Here is a 14,753-nt window from a genome sequence, read left to right on the forward strand (position 1 = left end):
CGCTTTGTCGCCCGTTTCCGGGCTTCACGATCCGGTGGTGCCACCTGGGGCGAATATCCGATTCATCCGTTTAGTTCGCGGTTCGGTTTCCGGAATCTTGCCCGGACCGGACGGTTCGGCAATCGCCGTGCATGCGGAGAGTAATCAATCAGTGTCATAATGTGACCGTCGTGCATCCTTCAACGAAAGGAACGTCATGATCAGATCGGTGTTCAGGGCCGGAGCCGCGGCCCTCGCGACGACCGTCCTGCTCTGCGCCCCCGCGCCCGCCGGCGCGACCCCCCGGTCGGCCGCGGGCAACGACGTGTACCGCGACTGGTACTGGACCCACTCCGCCTGCGTGGCGGCCGGCCAGGGCGGGATAGACCGGGGCCACTGGGAGACCTACACCTGTTCCGAGGGCGACTGGCTCTGGCATCTGTGGACCAACCGCTGAACGGCTGACACCCCGGCCGGTCGCCCGCATGCCGCGCGGGCGCGGCGGCCGTCCGGGCCGGCCGTACCGTTCCGCCCCGCTCACATCGATCGGACGGATACGTGAGCCGGCGCGCCGCGGACGCCCGCGCCGTCCCGTCCACCCCGATAATCCGGTTGTCCGGCGGACGCGCGGTTCGCCATCCTGCGGAGGATGAACGTCCCGTACCGGCAGATCCGAGCCTCCTTCACCGATGAAGCGATCACCGTCTACCAGGCCTACGATCCGGCCGTCGCGGCCCCGGCCGTCACCGCGCAACGCTTCGTCCCACCCTTCAAACGTGAGCGGATGACCTGGATCAAACCGTCCTTCCTGTGGATGATGTACCGCTGCGGCTGGGCCACGAAGCCGGGCCAGACCAGGGTCCTGGCCGTGGACATCACGCGCGAGGGGTTCGAGTGGGCGCTGGGACACTCCTGCCTCAGCCACCCCGACGCCGGGACGGACCGGACGGTGTGGAAGAAGCGCCTTCAGGAGAGCCCGGTCCGCATCCAGTGGGATCCGGAACGCGACCCGCACCACAACGCCCTGCCGTACCGGTCCATCCAGGTGGGCCTGTCCGGTGACGCCGCCGCCCGTTACGCCGACCAGTGGGTCCTCGGGATCACCGACCTGACCGACCGGGTCCATGACGTCCGGCAGGCGCTGCGCGACGGGAAGGACGTCACCGGCATGCTCCCCGCGGAGCACCCGTACCCCCTGTCCGCCGAACTCGCCCGAGCCGTCGGCGCGAGCGTCACGCCCGATGCGGTCTGAGCCCGCACCGGCGTGGCCTGCCGGCGCGGCACGGCCAGGGTCCGCCTGATCCTGGGCCGATGGCCGGGGCCGGACGTTCCGCCCGGCGTCAGTCGGCGAGGTAGCCGATCGAGTGGATCTCGTAGCCGGTGGCGGCCGAGCCGCGCGCGTGCATCACCATGGCGCCGCCCTCGTAGTAGTAGGCGCAGGCCTGTCCACGGGGCTCCGGCGTGCACCCCTGGAAGATGTGGCGGACGCCGCGCGGGTCGTACGCGGTCCGGAACAGCCTGCCGACCGCCGCGGTGGTGGCGACCTCCAGGCCGGCGTTCCGGTCGCCGCGCCGCCAGGCCGAGAAGAGATGCCGGGCGGCGGCCGAGGGCGTGGTGAGCAGCCGCGAGGTGTACACCGCGGTGACCTTCGAGCCGGAGACCACCATGAGGACGCCGTTGAGACCGCCCCGCACGCGCACGCTGGTGTGGACGAAGCGGCACGCGGTGCCCCGGCATCCGACGAACTCGTCCGGGGCGCGGTAGCGGTAGGAGAAGATCGCGCGCACCGCGGACGGCGTGGCGACCCGGGCGGCGGCCCCGCGGTCGGCGCGCAGCCAGGCTCGGAACAGCTTCCTGGCCACGGCCGAGGGAGCGGGGGCCGTGGCGGTCACCGCCCCGGCGGCGGACACCGGCGCGTTGGCCGGGGTGGCCGGGGTGGTGCTCATGGTGGTGCTCGCGGCGGTGACGGCCCCGGCGCGCGCCGGGGAGCCGGTGGTGACGGCGCCGGCCGTACGGGCGGAGGCCGGGACGGCGGGGAGCAGCAGCGTGGCGCTCGCCGCGATCGCCGCGCCGCCGAGGATCAATCGTCTGGACACACTCCGAAGGTAGGAGCTCCAACTTGCACAGGGGTTGAGGGTCACTTGCAGGTGCGCTCCGACGCCGCCCGGCTGTCCCCGCTCGGCCACGCCCACCTCAATGTCCTGGGCCGCTACTCCATCTCCTCAGGATCAGGGCACGGCGCGGTCAGTGGCCGTCCGGTCTGGGGATATGGACGCCTGCGGCGCGGAGCTCGGCCTCGACGAGCGCGACCCCCCGGGCCGTGGCCGATCCCTGCTCTTCGCCGTAGTGGGCGATCAGGTGGTACCGGGCCGCGGCGTCGGTGCGGGCCTGCAGGCCGGTCACGATCCTCAGCTGGGCGGGGTTGGCGAGGAGGTGGTCGGCAACGGCGGCGGCGAGTTCGGCCAGGCGCGGGTCGTCCGGCTCCCATGCCGTGGCTTCGATTGCGCGTTTGCTCAAGGCGACGAAGCGGGGGTCATCGAGGGCGTGCTCGACATGGGTGAGGTAGTCGTCGAAGCCCTCGGGGACCAGGGCCCTGGCCAGCACCCAGCCCTCCCTGGTGGCCGCCACCTCCTCCGCGGGGAAGCCGAGGCCGGACATCCTCTCCAGCAACGCCACTGCACGGTCGGGCAGCAGAGCCCGGTCGCCATCGGCGAGCCGGTGCAGTGTGTCACGCCGCGCGACCAACTCCTCGATCCGGTCGGTGAGCCGCCGCTCGACGTCGGCGAGCGCGGCGGCGAACAGCGCCGGGTCGGCGTCGAGCAGGGACCCGATCTCGGCCAGGGGCACCCCGGCGGCGGCCAGCGTCCGGGCCTGCACCAGCCGTAACAGCTCGGCCGATCCGTACCGCCGGTAGCCGGAGCCGTCGCGTTCCGGCTCCTTCACCAGGCCGAGCTTGTGGTAGTGCCGCACCGTCTTCACCGTGACGCCGACGAATGCCGCCGCCTGCCCGATCGTGACTCCGTTCATCTGCGCAATCCTGCCTTTGCTCAAGCTCGGCGACCAGGCAGAGCACAGCCGAGCATGGTGGACAGGCCACATCGGGCTTGACGAGCTCGGCGTGGCCCCGGTTCGCGTTGCACCTGACGCACGACCGGAAGGGATCGCCCCCTGGGGCGTACGGGTCACAGGCGCTCAGCCCGTCGGCCGGGCCGGATCGGCCTGCCCGCCGCAGAACACCTCGTTGAGGAGCCTCTGCTGGGCCTTCCGGAACGCTGTCGTTATGGACAGGTCGGCGTCGTCCACGCAGGTCAGTGCGGCGGTCAGGGTCTTGCCGCCGTCGGGTGTGCCGTACATCAGCGTCACGGAGCCGACTGTGCCGCCGTTGTGGGTGATGACGGTGCCGCCGCAGTCCGTCTTCTGTATGAACACTCCCAGGCCGTAGTCCATGTTCGGGATGCCCGTGGCATGCGGGGTGCACATCTCGGCCAGCAGCGGGGCCGGCAGGAGTCTGCCGCCCATCAGCGCGGAGACGAACGTGTGCAGGTCCTGGGTGGTCGAGATCATGTCACCGCCGGTGGAGACCCAGGAGGGGTTGTGGCGGGTGACGTCGATCGTCTTCTGCCGGCCGTCTTCCTCGTAGCGGTAGTAGGTGTGGGCGTGCGGCGCGGGGATCTCCGGTGAGGCGTCCGGCGCCACGGTGCCCGACAGCCCGAGCGGCCCCAGGATCAGCCGCCGCATCTCCTCCGCCAGCGTGCGGCCGGTGACCTTCTCGATCAGCAGCCGGGCCAGCACGTAGTTGGTGTTGGAATAGCTCCAGCCCGTCCCCGGCTCGAACCGGGCCGGCTTGGACAGCGCCAGACGTACCAGCTCCTCGGGCCGGTAGGTGTGGAACCGGTTGTCCACCCACTCCTTGCCCGTGGTGCCGTAGGGGATGGGGATCCCGTGCACGATCGTCCCGTCGTCGTAGACCTCGCCGGTGAAGTTGAACAGCCCGCTGGTGTGCTGCAACAGCATCCGCACCGTGATCCGCAGGTCCAGCCCGAACTCGGGCAGGTGGTCGGCCGCCGGGATGTCCAGCTCGATCTCGCCCTCGGCCACCAGCTGCAGCATCAGGGTCGCGGTGAAGGTCTTGGTGTTGCTGCCGATCCGGGCGTGCCCGTTGATCGGCGGTTTGGCGGTCCCGCCCAGCTCGGCCGCCCCGGCGCTGCCGGCCCACTCGCCCCGCTCGTCGTGCACGCGCAGCGACACCCCGAGGAAACCGGAAGCGACGATCTCCTCGATCGCCTTCCGCAGCTCCGGACGATCCTGCCCGGCCGCGGTCTCCGGCACGGCCCCGCTGTCCGCGGCGGCGGCCCCGGCGGCGTCGAGGGCTTCGGCGATCTCGTGAGGCCCGCCGGCGGCGGTCATCAGCGGCACGACGCCGTCCGCGGCGGTCCGCAGGGTGTTCCTGTCATGGTCGGAAGGGGCGTGCGTCATGGTGGCCTGTCCTTCGAAGTCGTCATGTCCCGGTCGGCGTCGTGCCGCTGCGCCGAGCTTCCACCCTGACCCAAGGTCAACCTCAACTGTGATCTGGATCACAGCCGCTATGGGGCTTGAGACGGCTTCGGGAACGGGACGCCCGGGTAGGGCGATCACACGCCGAATCCGGACGCAATACTTCGTTCGAGATCATTCTTGGTGTCAAAGACTGTTCCCGGGTTCCTCGGCCCCTGGTCCGCCGTGCTGACGGATGCGGGAGGGCGGCCGTCGGGGAAGTTCCGGGTGTCCGGCAGGATTCCCCGGGTGGTCACCGTTCCTGCCGGATGAATCACCTTCGCTCCATGCGGCTCCCGAAGGAGGGACATGGCCCTGAGGCTCTGGTACGCACGTCCGGCGGGGAACTGGATGGAGGCCCTGCCCGTCGGCAACGGCCGCATCGGGGCCATGGTGTTCGGCGGCCCGCGGCGGGAGCGCATCGCGCTCAACGTCGACACGCTGTGGTCGGGCGGCCTGCTCGGGCGGGCCTCCTTCACCGCCGGACGCGACCGCGTCGTCACCCTGGCCCCGCCCCCGGGCGTGACGGGACCGGACGAGCTGCGCCTGGCGGCCGGTGAGCCCCGGGTCGTGACGTTCGACCCGGCCTGACCGCCGGAGGACCCGGCCCGGTCCGGCCCCGGCGTCCCCGCGCGCCGTGCCCTCCGGCGCCCCGGGGGGCGGCGGGGACGCCGACCCGGGCGGTCACGCCGCCGAGCAGGTGGGGACCGGCGCGGTGTTCACGCCGTTCCACGAGGCAAGGAAGCCGAAGGTGGTCGAGGCGCCCGCGGCGAGGGAGCCGTTCCAGGAGAGGTTCCGTACGGTCACCGCGGAGCCGCTCGTGGACGGCTCGCCGTTCCAGACCTGGGTGATCCGCTGGCCGTCGGCGAAGGTCCACCGCACCGTCCAGGAGCGGATCGCGGCGGTTCCGGTGTTCCTGACCGTGACCTCGCCCTGGAAGCCGCCCGCCCACTGGTTGGTGTTCCTGAAGGCGGCCGAGCAGCCGCCCACCGGAGCGGTGGGGGTCGGCGTGACCGTGGGGGTGGGGCTCGGGTGGGCGCCGTCCAGCAGGCCGGTGAGCGCCGGGTACCACCGGTCGGACATCTTCCGGTCGCCCGCCGCGTTCGGGTGCACGCCGTCGTAGGTGTCGGTGGCCGTGTCGAACCCCGTCCACTGGTCCACGACGACGATCGGAGACCGCGCGGTGGAGGTGGCCGCAGCCCAGGCGGGGACGGCGTTGTTGAAGTCCACCGCCCGCTGCCCGCATTCGGCGCAGGTGGACGGGTTCATCGGGATGATCTTGGCGACCAGGATCCTCATGTCGGGGTTGGCGGCCCGCATCTGGCCCACCAGCTTGGTGAACGCGCCGAGGATCGTCGCGGGGGCGATGTTGCTCCACACGTCATTGGTGCCGAAGTGCATCATCACGATGTCGGGCCTGGTGGCCTCCAGCCAGCCGGGCAGCAGGTTCTGGTCGGCCACGTCGGTCGCCAGGTAGCCGCCGTGACCCTCGTTGTCGCCGTCGTGGGCCACCGAGCAGCCCTGCGGCGGCAGCGTGCCGACGAAGTCGATGCCGGTGTACCCGCTGCTTCGCAGCCTGTCCCAGAGCAGGGCCCGCCAGCAGCCGGGGGAGCCGGTGATCGAGTCGCCGAGCGGCATGATCCTGGTGGCCGCGGCGCCCGCGGGCGCGGAGACCGCGAACGTCACCGCCATGAACATCGCCGCTCCGGCCAGCGCCGCCAGCATCGTCCGGAATGCGTTCCTCCGCGTCATCGTCCCCTCCGCCGTCGGTTGCGCAGATCGTAGGAGCGCGGTCCCGGCGGCCGGAAACGACCGGCCACCGGGGCCGCTGTGACCTGCCGGTCCGGCGGAGCCCTCCTGTAACTTTCAGGGCCGGCCCGGCGGCCGGCCGGTGAACCCCGTCCCGGACGGCAGCCGGGGAACGGTGGCCGTCCGGGACGGGAACCGGGCGGGACGGAAGCCGCCCGGAGCGGATGCCGCCCGGGACGGAGACCGGGCGGGGACGGGAGCCGGGTGTGGGGCGGGGGCGGGACGGGCCGTGTCAGGCGGCCGCGGGGACGGCCACGGGGGAGTAGGCGGCGGCGTCGCCGGCCAGTGCCGTGCTGGGCCGGCCGTCCACCCCGACGGGGATGTCCCCGGCGATGGTGACGCGGTGCAGGCGGCGTGGCCGGTCGCCGAAGTCGTGCACGACCCGGTGCTGGGTCGCGCGGTTGTCCCACACGGCGACGTCGCCCTCGGCCCAGCGCCAGCGCACGGTGTTCTCCACCTGGGTGACCTGGTCCTGGACCAGCCGGATGAGCGCGTCCGACGCCTGGCCGGTCAGGCCGGTCAGCCGCCGGGCGAAGTCTCCGAGCAGGATGGACCGCTCGCCGGTCTCGGGGTGGACCCGTACGACGGGATGCTCGGTCTCGAAGACCGTGGAGGCGAAGACCTCGGCGTAGGCGCGGGTCCGCTCGGGGTCGTCGGAGGCGGAGATCCGGGCGTAGTCGTAGCGGTTGGTGTGGACGGCGCGCAGCCGCTCCAGCAGCTCGCGCAGCTCGACGGGCAGGTGCTCGTAGGCGGTGACGGTGTTGGCCCACAGGGTGTCGCCGCCGGCCGGGGGCACGGTGATCGCCCGCAGCACCGAGGCCGCGGGCGGGCGGTCGACGAAGGTGACGTCGGTGTGCCAGCGGTCGACCTTCTGGCCGTCGGCGTAGTCGAGGTCGAGGATGTGGGTGTTGCCGTCCAGGGACGGCACGGTCGGGTGGGCGGCGGTCGGCTCGCCGAGCAGCCGGGCGAACGCCGTCTGGCCCTGCTCGTCGAGGTGGTCCTGGCCGCGGAAGAAGATCACCTTGTGGGTGAGCAGGGCCAGGCGGATCCCGGCGACGACCTCGCCGGGCAGGTCGCCGCCGAGCCGTACGCCGGAGACCTCGGCGCCGATGCGGCCCGCGACGGGGGTGATGAGAAGAGAGGACATGGTTCGGGTTCCTTCCAGGGACGTGTCCGGGTCGGGGGTCAGGGCTGGAAGGAGCGACAGAGCGCGCTGGCCACGCGGCAGAAGTCCACGTGGCCGCGGGTGGTCAGTGGAGCCGGGTTCGTCACGTCTCGAACGTAGGCCGCCCGCCGGATAAAGTCAATCTAATTGGTAGGTAATTAGGGTTTTATCGGGCCGGCGCGGCGTACGGCCCCGAGGACGTGGGCGGCCCGCCCGCCGCGGCCCGGCGCCTCCGGCATGGGAGGCCGCCTCTCCCGCCGCGCGGGCCGCCTCCCGTAGGCTCCACGGGAGATCCCGCGAGGAGCGTCGGCATGAGCGCAGTGAACACCGTCCGCGGCCCCGTCGAGGCGGATGCCCTGGGCCGCACCTACATGCACGAGCACATCTTCGTGCTCACCGCGGACGTCCAGCGCAACTACCCGGGGGAGTGGGGGGAGGAGGACCGGCGGGTCGCCGACGCCGTGGACAGGCTGCGGGCGCTGGCCGCGCAGGGGGTGCGGACCATCGTCGATCCCACCGTCGTGGGCCTCGGACGTGACGTCCACCGCGTCCGGCGCATCGCCGAGCGGGTGCCCGAGCTCAACATCGTCATGGCGACCGGGCTCTACACCTACGACAGCGTCCCGTTCTTCTTCCACCACCGGGGACCGGCCCTCAACGAGGCGCTGGGCGCCGACGTGCCCGACCCGATGGTCGAGATGTTCCACACCGACGTCACCGAGGGCATCTCCGGCACCGGCGTGCGGGCCGGGATGCTCAAGTGCGCGATCGACCGGCAGGGCCTGACGCCCGGCGTGGAGCGCGTGATGCGCGCCGTCGCCCGCGTCCACCACCTGACCGGGGTCCCCGTCACCGTGCACACCCACCCGGAGACGCGGACCGGCCTGGACGTCAGGCGGGTGATGTGCGAGGAGGAGGGCGTGGACCCGGGCAGGATCGTGCTCGGCCACAGCGGGGACACCACCGACTGCGACCACCTCGCCGAGCTCGCCGGCGCCGGCTTCGTGCTCGGCATGGACCGCTTCGGCCTCAACCTCGGCACCACCTTCGAGGCCCGCGCCGACACCGTCGTGGAGATGTGCCGGCGCGGCCACGCCGCCGCCATGGTCCTGTCGCAGGACGCCGCCTGCTACATCGACTGGATCGACCCGGACGTGATGGCGTTCCTGCCGCAGTGGCACTACCTGCACCTGGGCCAGGAGGTGCTCCCCTACCTGCGCCGGAACGGGGTCACCGACGAGCAGCTCACCACCATGCTGGTGGACACCCCGCGCCGCGTCCTGTCCCCGGTGCCCCCGGCCGCCCCGTGAGCCGTCCGGGGCGGCGCCCCGGCCTTCCCGCCGCACCTCACCGGATCCTCGGGGAGGATGGCGGGATGTCGCATATCGGGACTTCGACCGCTGACATGGCGCCCGGCACCGTGCGGACCCTCGACGAGACGGCCCTGGTGCGCGCCTGCCGGGAGGGCCGGACCGTCCGGGCCCGGGACGGCGGGAGGCTCCTCGTCGAGGCCCGGCTGGTGCGCGAGCTGTGCCGGCGGGGACGCGAGGAGATCGACCCGCGAGGACTGACCGTCGAGGGCGCCAGGATCACCGGGGATCTCGACCTGAGCGGGATGGAGGTCCCCTTCCCGCTGCGCTTCACCGGTTGCACGTTCGACCGGCCCGTCGATCTGGACGGCGCCGACCTGCACCTGCTGGCACTCGACGGCTGCGCGGTGCCCGGCCTGCGGGCCAACGGGCTGCGGGTCCGCCGGGACCTGGATCTGTCCAGATCCCGCGTCACCGGTGACCTGCAGACCACGGCCAGCACCTCCCGCAGCGCGGCCGTGTGGCTGTGCGAGTCGGAGATCGGCGGACGCCTGCTCTGCCTCGACACGGTCGTCGAGTCCTCGGACCGGGCGATCCAGGCCGACCGGATGCGGGTCGGCGGGACGGTCCGGCTGCTGCACGGTTTCGAGGCGCGCGGCGGGCTGCGGCTGCTGGGAGTGCAGGTGGCGGGCTCGCTGGACCTGACCGGCGCCCGGCTGACCCACCCGGACCGGGGACTGGCGCTGGACCTGGGGGACGCGCAGATCGGCGGCAGCGTCTTCCTCATCGACGACCAGACGGGTCGCCGTCCGCTGGTCCGCGGCTGCGTCAACCTCGGCAACGCCCGGATCTCCGGGCGGCTCCTGATCCGCCATGCCGCCTTCGAACCCGCCGAGATGGTCAGGGGCGCCGGGTACGCCAGCGGGCGCGACGGGGGAGACGCGATCAGCGCCCCGGGACTCTTCGTCGGCGGCGAGCTGAGCGTCGAGGGTGAGTGCGGGATCGGCGGCGGCGTGGATCTCGCGATGGGCTCCTTCGGCGCCATCCGGATCCACCGCGGGAGCTCGTTCACCGTCGGCGGTGGGCGCGCCCTCGACCTGACCAACGCCGAACTGCGCTCCGGCCTGCTCATCGAGGCGGGGACGGCGGTCGAGGGCACGCTGCGGCTGGCCGGGGCGCGCATCAGGGGCGACCTGGTCGTCAGAGGCACCCGGTGGAGCCGGCCGGAGAAGGACACGCTCGTCGCGGCCCAGGGCGTCGTCGTCGACGGCATGGTCGACCTGCGCGACGTCGAGACCGACGGCGGCAAGGTGAGGTTCCGCTCCGCGACCCTCGGCGGCGTCCTGGACGCCCACGGAGCGCGGCTGCGCAATCCGGGCGGTGAGGCGCTCGCGCTGCAACAGGCGCTGGTCCGCGGTCCGGTGCTGCTGGGCGGCGGATTCGCCGCCGAGGGCCGGGTGACGCTGGACCGGTGCGCGGTGGAGGGCCGGCTCGACTGCGACGGCGGCACGTTCGCCGGAGGGCTGGACGCGGTCTCGGCCGCGGTGCGCAGCGGCATGCGCCTGCGCTGGGCCGAGATCCCGCCGCGGGTGGACCTGACCGGCGCGTCCACCACGGTGCTCTCGGACGACCCGGCCCGGTGGCCGCGGGACTCGGCGATCTCCGGTTTCGTCTACGACCGGTTCGACGGCGCGTGGGACTGGCGGGCCCGTCGCGACTGGCTGCGCGCGATCGTCCCTTTCGACGCCGGTCCCTACGAGCAGGCGGCCAGGGTGTTCCGTCAGCACGGCCGTCCGGTGGAGGCCGAGAACCTGCTCATCGAGCAGCGGCGACAGGCCCGGAAGGTGTCCCCGCCGGGCGGCCGATCGCCGCGCCGGTGGGTCAGGAACGCCCGTGACCTGCTCTACGGCCTCACCGTCGGCTACGGTTACCGGCCGGGCCGGGTGCTGTGGATGCTGGGCGCCCTGCTCGCCCTGGTGGGCGTCATGACGATGATTCCCGCCGTCCAGCAGACCCTCCGGGCCACGGACCCGCGCGGGAACGTCTACGCGGTGGACGGCCGGCTGGTCACCGTCGACGACGTGTCGGCGCCCGGGGACGGCACCGCGACCGCGGCACGGCGCGGCGCCCGCCCGGGGCCGTGCGGGGACGGGCAGGTGCGCTGCTTCGACCCGCTGTTCTACACCGTCGACACCGTCATCCCGCTCGTCTCGCTGGGTCAGCGCGCGACGTGGTACCCGGAGACGCGCAGCTCGGCGGGGCGCTGGGTCTCGGCGTCGCTGAACGTCGCCGGCCTGCTGGGCTGGCTGCTGTCGACGGTGGTGGTGCTCTCCTTCGCCCGGCTCGCCCGCCCGGCCTGAGACCGCCGCCGGCGCTTCCCGCCCCCGTCCGCCCGGCCCGGGGCGGTCGCCGGGACTCTCATCCCGGCACGGACGCCGCCAGGCGCCGCACCTCCGGGTGGTCGGGGCCGAGGGTGAGGCGTTTGACGCGCAGGGCGTCCCGCCGGCGCCGCGCCGCCTCGTCGGCGCGGCCCCGGAGGGCGTCCAGGCGCGCCAGGTTCACCTGGCACACCGCCACCTCGTAGTGGTCGTCGCCCAGGCGCTCGCGGAGGATGTCATCGGCCCGGCGCAGCGCGTCCTCCGCCTCGTCGAGGTCGCCCCGCTCGGTCAGCAGCGCGCCCAGCACGGTGAGGTCGGCGGCGACCTGGACGTGCCGGGGGCCCAGCACCGCCCGCCGGATGCCGATCGCGGCCCGGATGTGCCGCTCCCCGCCGGCCTCGCGCCGGGCGTGTGCGAGTCCGGCGAGGTTGTGCAGCGCGTCGGCCCGCGCCAGCGGGTCACCGCCGTGCCGCTCCAGCAGGGCCAGCGCCTCCCGGTAGAAGACCTCCGCCTCGCCGTGCCGTCCGGTCTCCTTGCACAGCACCCCGAGGGCCAGGCGCACCGCCACGAGCCGCCGCCGGTCGGCCTCGCCGGCCAGTTCCTCCGCGCGGCGCAGGTACGCCTCGGCCCGGCCGTACCGTGCCAGCCTGCGCTCGACGTCGCCCAGCAGGACCAGCGCGTCGACGAGCGGCCCGTCACGCCCCGGGCCCGGCGGCGCGGCCGACAGCGGACCCGCCACCCGCAGGGCGCACTCGCGCGCCGGCCGGTAGCGGATGAGCCCGTGCCACAGTGACGCGAGCTCCACCATGAGCGCCGGATGCCCGGCGGGATCCATCCGGTGCGCGACCTCCTCCGCCCGCCGCGCCCACCGCTCGCCCTCGGCGTACCAGCCGCGCCGCAGGCAGTGGGCGCCCCGGAGGATGTGCCGCCGGACCACACGGGCCCGGCGGCGGCCCAGGAGACCGTCAGTCCTCGTCAAGGGACGGCTCGCAGTGGTTGGCGATGCGGATGCCGGCCTCCGTCACATCACTCGTCATGGCCAGCAGGAACGGTACGGCCAGCACCGTGGCCGCCATCCGGATACGTCTGATCACTCGCATGGCTGCTCCTCGTCGTCCGGGAATGTCCTCCTCACGGTGGCCGCGGGAACTTGTGACCCGGTTGGAAACGACTGACCCGCCCGCTCCGCGGTCCCCGCTGCCCCCGGCGGCCCGGCGGCGCCTCCGCGACCGTCACCGGGACCCGGCTGCCCGCCGGCGCGGGACGCGGGGGGAGCCAGGGAGCCGCCGTGCCCCGCGGCCTGCGGCGACGTACGATCGACCAATGACCGAAATGACCGAAACAACGCCCGGCTGGCTCTCCCCCGAGGAACTGGAGCTGACGCGCGCGCGGATGCCGATCCTCTACGTCGACGCCGTGCCCGTGCGCGTCGACGACACCGGGGTGGTCACGCACGTCGGCCTGCTGCTGCGCATCGGATCGGACGGGACGGTCAGCCGCGCCCTGGTGTCCGGGCGGGTCCTCCACCACGAGCGGGTCCGCGACGCGCTGCTGCGCCACCTGGAGAAGGACCTCGGCCCGGTGGCGCTGCCCCGCGTCCCGCCCTCGCCGCAGCCGTTCACCATCGCCGAGTACTTCCCGACCGAGGGCGTCACGCCCTACCACGACCCCCGCCAGCACGCGGTCTCCATGGCCTACATCGTCCCGGTCGCCGGGGACTGCCGTCCCCGCCAGGACGCCCTCGACCTGGTCTGGTTCACCCCGCAGGAGGCGGCGTCGCCGATGGTGCAGCAGGAGATGGCGGGCGGCCAGGGCGTCCTGCTGAAGCAGGCGCTGGCGCACGTCGGCTGCCTCACCTGACGTCCCCGGGCGACGCGGCCGCGCACCCGGCCCGCGCCGGGCGGGCGGGGCCGACTTGATAGGTAGGAGATTTCCTACCTATAGTGGGCGCGTGACCGACACACGCGCCGGGTCCGCCCGGCCAGGCGGCGGCGCGTCGGCGGACGCCGCGGACATGGCCGGGGACCGGGTCTTCGCGGCGCTGGCCAGCCCGGTGCGCCGGGAGGTGCTGCGGCTGCTGCGCGAGGAGGGTCCCCAGCCCGTCCAGCGGATCGCCGGCCGCTTCGACATGGCCCGCCCCAGCCTCTCCGAGCACCTGAGGGTGCTGCGGGAGGCCGGGCTGGTCAGCGAACGAAAGGTGGGCCGGCAGCGGCTCTACCGGCTGGAGGCGGTCCCGCTGCACGAGGTGCGGGAGTGGCTGAACCCGTTCGAGCGGTTCTGGCGCGAGAAGCTCACCGGGCTGCGCGACCTGCTCGACGACCTGGACGAATCCTGACCATCCCGACCGTCCCCGCCCGGGGCGGCGGGCTTCCCCCGGAGGCACCGATGACCGGCGACGACCTGACCGTCCTCCACCTCGACCAGTTCCTGCCGCACCCGCCGGCCAAGGTGTGGCGGGCGCTGACCGAGCCGGAGCTGATCGCCAGATGGCTGATGCCCGGCGACTTCCGGCTGGAGGTCGGGCACCGCTACACCATGCGCGGCGTCGCGATGCCCGGAACAGGGTTCTCCGGCGTCGTCCAGGCCGAGGTGCTGGCCTTCACCCCCGGGCGGATGCTCCGCCTCGGCTGGCGCGACGCCGACCCCGGAGACGGGGCCGGCGTCGACTGGACGGTCACCTGGACCCTGGAACCGGAGGGCACGGGCACCCGGCTGTTCCTGGCGCACGAGGGTTTCGGCCCGGACGATCCGCTCCAGCGGCGGGTCCACACGATCATGGGCGGCGGCTGGCGGTCCCGCGTCGTGCCCGCCCTGGCGGACGTCCTGGACCGTCTCCCTTTCCCGGACGACCGGAGGAGCCTCCCGGATGACCTGGGCGCGGACCTCGCGGCCGGACGGCCGGGGCATACGAAAGGATGACGATGTCCGACATCGCGGAGAGATACGGCCGGCTCGCGGACGGCTTCCTGGCCCGGATCGAGGCGACGCCCGGCGACAGATGGGACGCCGTCAGCCCCTGCCAGGGGTGGACGGCCCGCGACGTCGTCGCGCACGTCGTCAACGGGCACCGCGGGATCGTCGCGGCGGTGCGCGGCACCCGCCCGGAACCGGCGCACGGCGTGGGCGTCTCCGGCATGGCCGGCGCCCCGGAGGTGGCCCCGGACGCCGACCTGGCCGCCGCCTTCGCCGAGTGCCGGGCGGGCGTGCTCGCCGTACTCGCTGATCCGGATCTGGCCGCCGCGGGCTTCCGCGCCCCCATCGGCGCCGTCACCGTGGCGGAGGCGGTCGACGTGATCGGCGCCCTGGAACTGCTCGTGCACACCTGGGATCTGGCCCGCGCCGTCGGCGGGGACGAGACCCTGGACGCCGAGGCCGTCGTCCGGACCTACGAGGCGCTGCGTCCCCACTACGCCGCGCTGCAGGCCACCGGCGCCTTCTCCCCGGCGGTCGAACCTCCGGCCGGCGCCGACCCGCGGACGAGGTTCCTCTGCTTCGCCGGCCGCCGCCCCTGACGGAGGGCGCCTCGCCGCTCCCGCCCCAGCCGCCGTGCTCTGCGCAAAACGCGTTGAGCAGGCGGTA

The 14,753-nt window shown here is 73.4% G+C and carries 17 protein-coding genes; 9 read left to right on the forward strand and 8 right to left on the reverse strand.

What is annotated here, in order from left to right; translation table 11 throughout:
• The first annotated feature begins 196 nt into the window (after window positions 1-196).
• Window positions 197-436 (forward strand): hypothetical protein, encoded by a 240-nt coding sequence (locus ACQP10_RS15200; protein ID WP_179817910.1) that lies wholly within the window; start codon window positions 197-199, stop codon window positions 434-436.
• A gap of 192 nt (window positions 437-628) precedes the next feature.
• On the forward strand, window positions 629-1,231 hold the full coding sequence (locus ACQP10_RS15205; RefSeq protein ID WP_433541575.1) for a DUF4291 domain-containing protein: 603 nt from the start codon (window positions 629-631) through the stop codon (window positions 1,229-1,231).
• An 88-nt stretch (window positions 1,232-1,319) separates the two neighbouring features.
• Here ACQP10_RS15205 and ACQP10_RS15210 read toward each other — a convergent pair whose 3' ends face one another.
• The 3 genes from ACQP10_RS15210 to ACQP10_RS15220 form a co-directional block, all read right to left on the reverse strand.
• Window positions 1,320-2,075 carry a hypothetical protein gene (locus tag ACQP10_RS15210; RefSeq protein ID WP_433541576.1) on the reverse strand — a complete coding sequence of 252 codons (756 nt, stop codon included), beginning with the start codon at window positions 2,073-2,075 and terminating at the stop codon, window positions 1,320-1,322.
• 148 nt (window positions 2,076-2,223) lie between these two features.
• Window positions 2,224-3,006, reverse strand: a complete 783-nt coding sequence (locus ACQP10_RS15215; protein ID WP_433541577.1) for a MerR family transcriptional regulator — start codon at window positions 3,004-3,006, stop codon at window positions 2,224-2,226.
• 165 nt (window positions 3,007-3,171) lie between these two features.
• Complete coding sequence (locus tag ACQP10_RS15220; RefSeq protein WP_433541578.1) at window positions 3,172-4,455, reverse strand: serine hydrolase domain-containing protein; 1,284 nt, start codon at window positions 4,453-4,455, stop codon at window positions 3,172-3,174.
• 366 nt (window positions 4,456-4,821) lie between these two features.
• Between ACQP10_RS15220 and ACQP10_RS15225 the strand changes: the two genes are divergently transcribed.
• A complete protein-coding gene (locus ACQP10_RS15225) occupies window positions 4,822-5,103 on the forward strand; it encodes a glycoside hydrolase N-terminal domain-containing protein (RefSeq protein ID WP_433541579.1) in 282 nt (93 codons plus the stop codon).
• Window positions 5,104-5,196: 93 nt separating this feature from the next.
• On the opposite strand, the gene ACQP10_RS15230 is transcribed toward ACQP10_RS15225, so the two are convergent.
• From ACQP10_RS15230 to ACQP10_RS15240, 3 genes are all read right to left on the reverse strand, one after another.
• Complete coding sequence (locus ACQP10_RS15230; RefSeq protein ID WP_433541580.1) at window positions 5,197-6,264, reverse strand: cellulose binding domain-containing protein; 1,068 nt, start codon at window positions 6,262-6,264, stop codon at window positions 5,197-5,199.
• Window positions 6,265-6,553: 289 nt separating this feature from the next.
• Window positions 6,554-7,468, reverse strand: a complete 915-nt coding sequence (locus ACQP10_RS15235; protein ID WP_433541581.1) for a TauD/TfdA dioxygenase family protein — start codon at window positions 7,466-7,468, stop codon at window positions 6,554-6,556.
• A 38-nt stretch (window positions 7,469-7,506) separates the two neighbouring features.
• A complete protein-coding gene (locus ACQP10_RS15240; RefSeq protein ID WP_355645606.1) occupies window positions 7,507-7,593 on the reverse strand; it encodes a putative leader peptide in 87 nt (28 codons plus the stop codon).
• Between the two features lie 204 nt (window positions 7,594-7,797).
• Between ACQP10_RS15240 and ACQP10_RS15245 the strand changes: the two genes are divergently transcribed.
• Complete coding sequence (locus ACQP10_RS15245; protein ID WP_433541582.1) at window positions 7,798-8,796, forward strand: phosphotriesterase family protein; 999 nt, start codon at window positions 7,798-7,800, stop codon at window positions 8,794-8,796.
• A gap of 65 nt (window positions 8,797-8,861) precedes the next feature.
• Window positions 8,862-11,156 (forward strand): hypothetical protein, encoded by a 2,295-nt coding sequence (locus ACQP10_RS15250; RefSeq protein ID WP_399500388.1) that lies wholly within the window; start codon window positions 8,862-8,864, stop codon window positions 11,154-11,156.
• A 58-nt stretch (window positions 11,157-11,214) separates the two neighbouring features.
• Here the strand turns inward: ACQP10_RS15250 and ACQP10_RS15255 are convergent, their stop codons facing one another.
• Window positions 11,215-12,153, reverse strand: coding sequence for a tetratricopeptide repeat protein (locus tag ACQP10_RS15255; RefSeq protein WP_433541583.1), 939 nt, complete (start codon window positions 12,151-12,153; stop codon window positions 11,215-11,217).
• A complete protein-coding gene (locus tag ACQP10_RS15260) occupies window positions 12,140-12,274 on the reverse strand; it encodes a hypothetical protein (protein WP_346023310.1) in 135 nt (44 codons plus the stop codon). The genes ACQP10_RS15255 and ACQP10_RS15260 overlap by 14 nt, the downstream gene beginning before the upstream one ends.
• Window positions 12,275-12,497: 223 nt before the next feature.
• Here ACQP10_RS15260 and ACQP10_RS15265 point away from each other — a divergent pair, with 223 nt between their 5' ends.
• The 4 genes from ACQP10_RS15265 (at window position 12,498) to ACQP10_RS15280 (ending at window position 14,686) form a co-directional block, all read left to right on the forward strand.
• Window positions 12,498-13,034, forward strand: coding sequence for an NUDIX hydrolase family protein (locus ACQP10_RS15265; RefSeq protein WP_179817901.1), 537 nt, complete (start codon window positions 12,498-12,500; stop codon window positions 13,032-13,034).
• A 91-nt stretch (window positions 13,035-13,125) separates the two neighbouring features.
• Complete coding sequence (locus ACQP10_RS15270; protein ID WP_346023311.1) at window positions 13,126-13,509, forward strand: ArsR/SmtB family transcription factor; 384 nt, start codon at window positions 13,126-13,128, stop codon at window positions 13,507-13,509.
• Between the two features lie 50 nt (window positions 13,510-13,559).
• Complete coding sequence (locus tag ACQP10_RS15275) at window positions 13,560-14,093, forward strand: SRPBCC family protein (protein ID WP_433541584.1); 534 nt, start codon at window positions 13,560-13,562, stop codon at window positions 14,091-14,093.
• A gap of 2 nt (window positions 14,094-14,095) precedes the next feature.
• Window positions 14,096-14,686 (forward strand): TIGR03086 family metal-binding protein, encoded by a 591-nt coding sequence (locus ACQP10_RS15280; RefSeq protein WP_179817899.1) that lies wholly within the window; start codon window positions 14,096-14,098, stop codon window positions 14,684-14,686.
• The last annotated feature ends 67 nt before the right edge of the window (window positions 14,687-14,753 follow it).

Origin of the sequence: Streptosporangium sandarakinum (assembly GCF_050942225.1) — a bacterium.
GTDB classification, from domain to species: Bacteria; Actinomycetota; Actinomycetes; order Streptosporangiales; family Streptosporangiaceae; genus Streptosporangium; species Streptosporangium nondiastaticum.

Excerpts from the sequence above, each read along its gene's own strand:
- ACQP10_RS15200 (WP_179817910.1), top strand. The coding sequence starts at position 197 with ATGATCAGATCGGTGTTCAGGGCCGGAGCCGCGGCCCTCGCGACGACC.
- ACQP10_RS15205 (WP_433541575.1), top strand. The coding sequence starts at position 629 with ATGAACGTCCCGTACCGGCAGATCCGAGCCTCCTTCACCGATGAAGCG.
- ACQP10_RS15215 (WP_433541577.1), bottom strand. The coding sequence starts at position 3,006 with ATGAACGGAGTCACGATCGGGCAGGCGGCGGCATTCGTCGGCGTCACG.
- ACQP10_RS15220 (WP_433541578.1), bottom strand. The coding sequence starts at position 4,455 with ATGACGCACGCCCCTTCCGACCATGACAGGAACACCCTGCGGACCGCC.
- ACQP10_RS15225 (WP_433541579.1), top strand. The coding sequence starts at position 4,822 with ATGGCCCTGAGGCTCTGGTACGCACGTCCGGCGGGGAACTGGATGGAG.
- ACQP10_RS15230 (WP_433541580.1), bottom strand. The coding sequence starts at position 6,264 with ATGACGCGGAGGAACGCATTCCGGACGATGCTGGCGGCGCTGGCCGGA.
- ACQP10_RS15235 (WP_433541581.1), bottom strand. The coding sequence starts at position 7,468 with ATGTCCTCTCTTCTCATCACCCCCGTCGCGGGCCGCATCGGCGCCGAG.
- ACQP10_RS15245 (WP_433541582.1), top strand. The coding sequence starts at position 7,798 with ATGAGCGCAGTGAACACCGTCCGCGGCCCCGTCGAGGCGGATGCCCTG.
- ACQP10_RS15250 (WP_399500388.1), top strand. The coding sequence starts at position 8,862 with ATGTCGCATATCGGGACTTCGACCGCTGACATGGCGCCCGGCACCGTG.
- ACQP10_RS15260 (WP_346023310.1), bottom strand. The coding sequence starts at position 12,274 with ATGCGAGTGATCAGACGTATCCGGATGGCGGCCACGGTGCTGGCCGTA.
- ACQP10_RS15265 (WP_179817901.1), top strand. The coding sequence starts at position 12,498 with ATGACCGAAATGACCGAAACAACGCCCGGCTGGCTCTCCCCCGAGGAA.
- ACQP10_RS15275 (WP_433541584.1), top strand. The coding sequence starts at position 13,560 with ATGACCGGCGACGACCTGACCGTCCTCCACCTCGACCAGTTCCTGCCG.
- ACQP10_RS15280 (WP_179817899.1), top strand. The coding sequence starts at position 14,096 with ATGTCCGACATCGCGGAGAGATACGGCCGGCTCGCGGACGGCTTCCTG.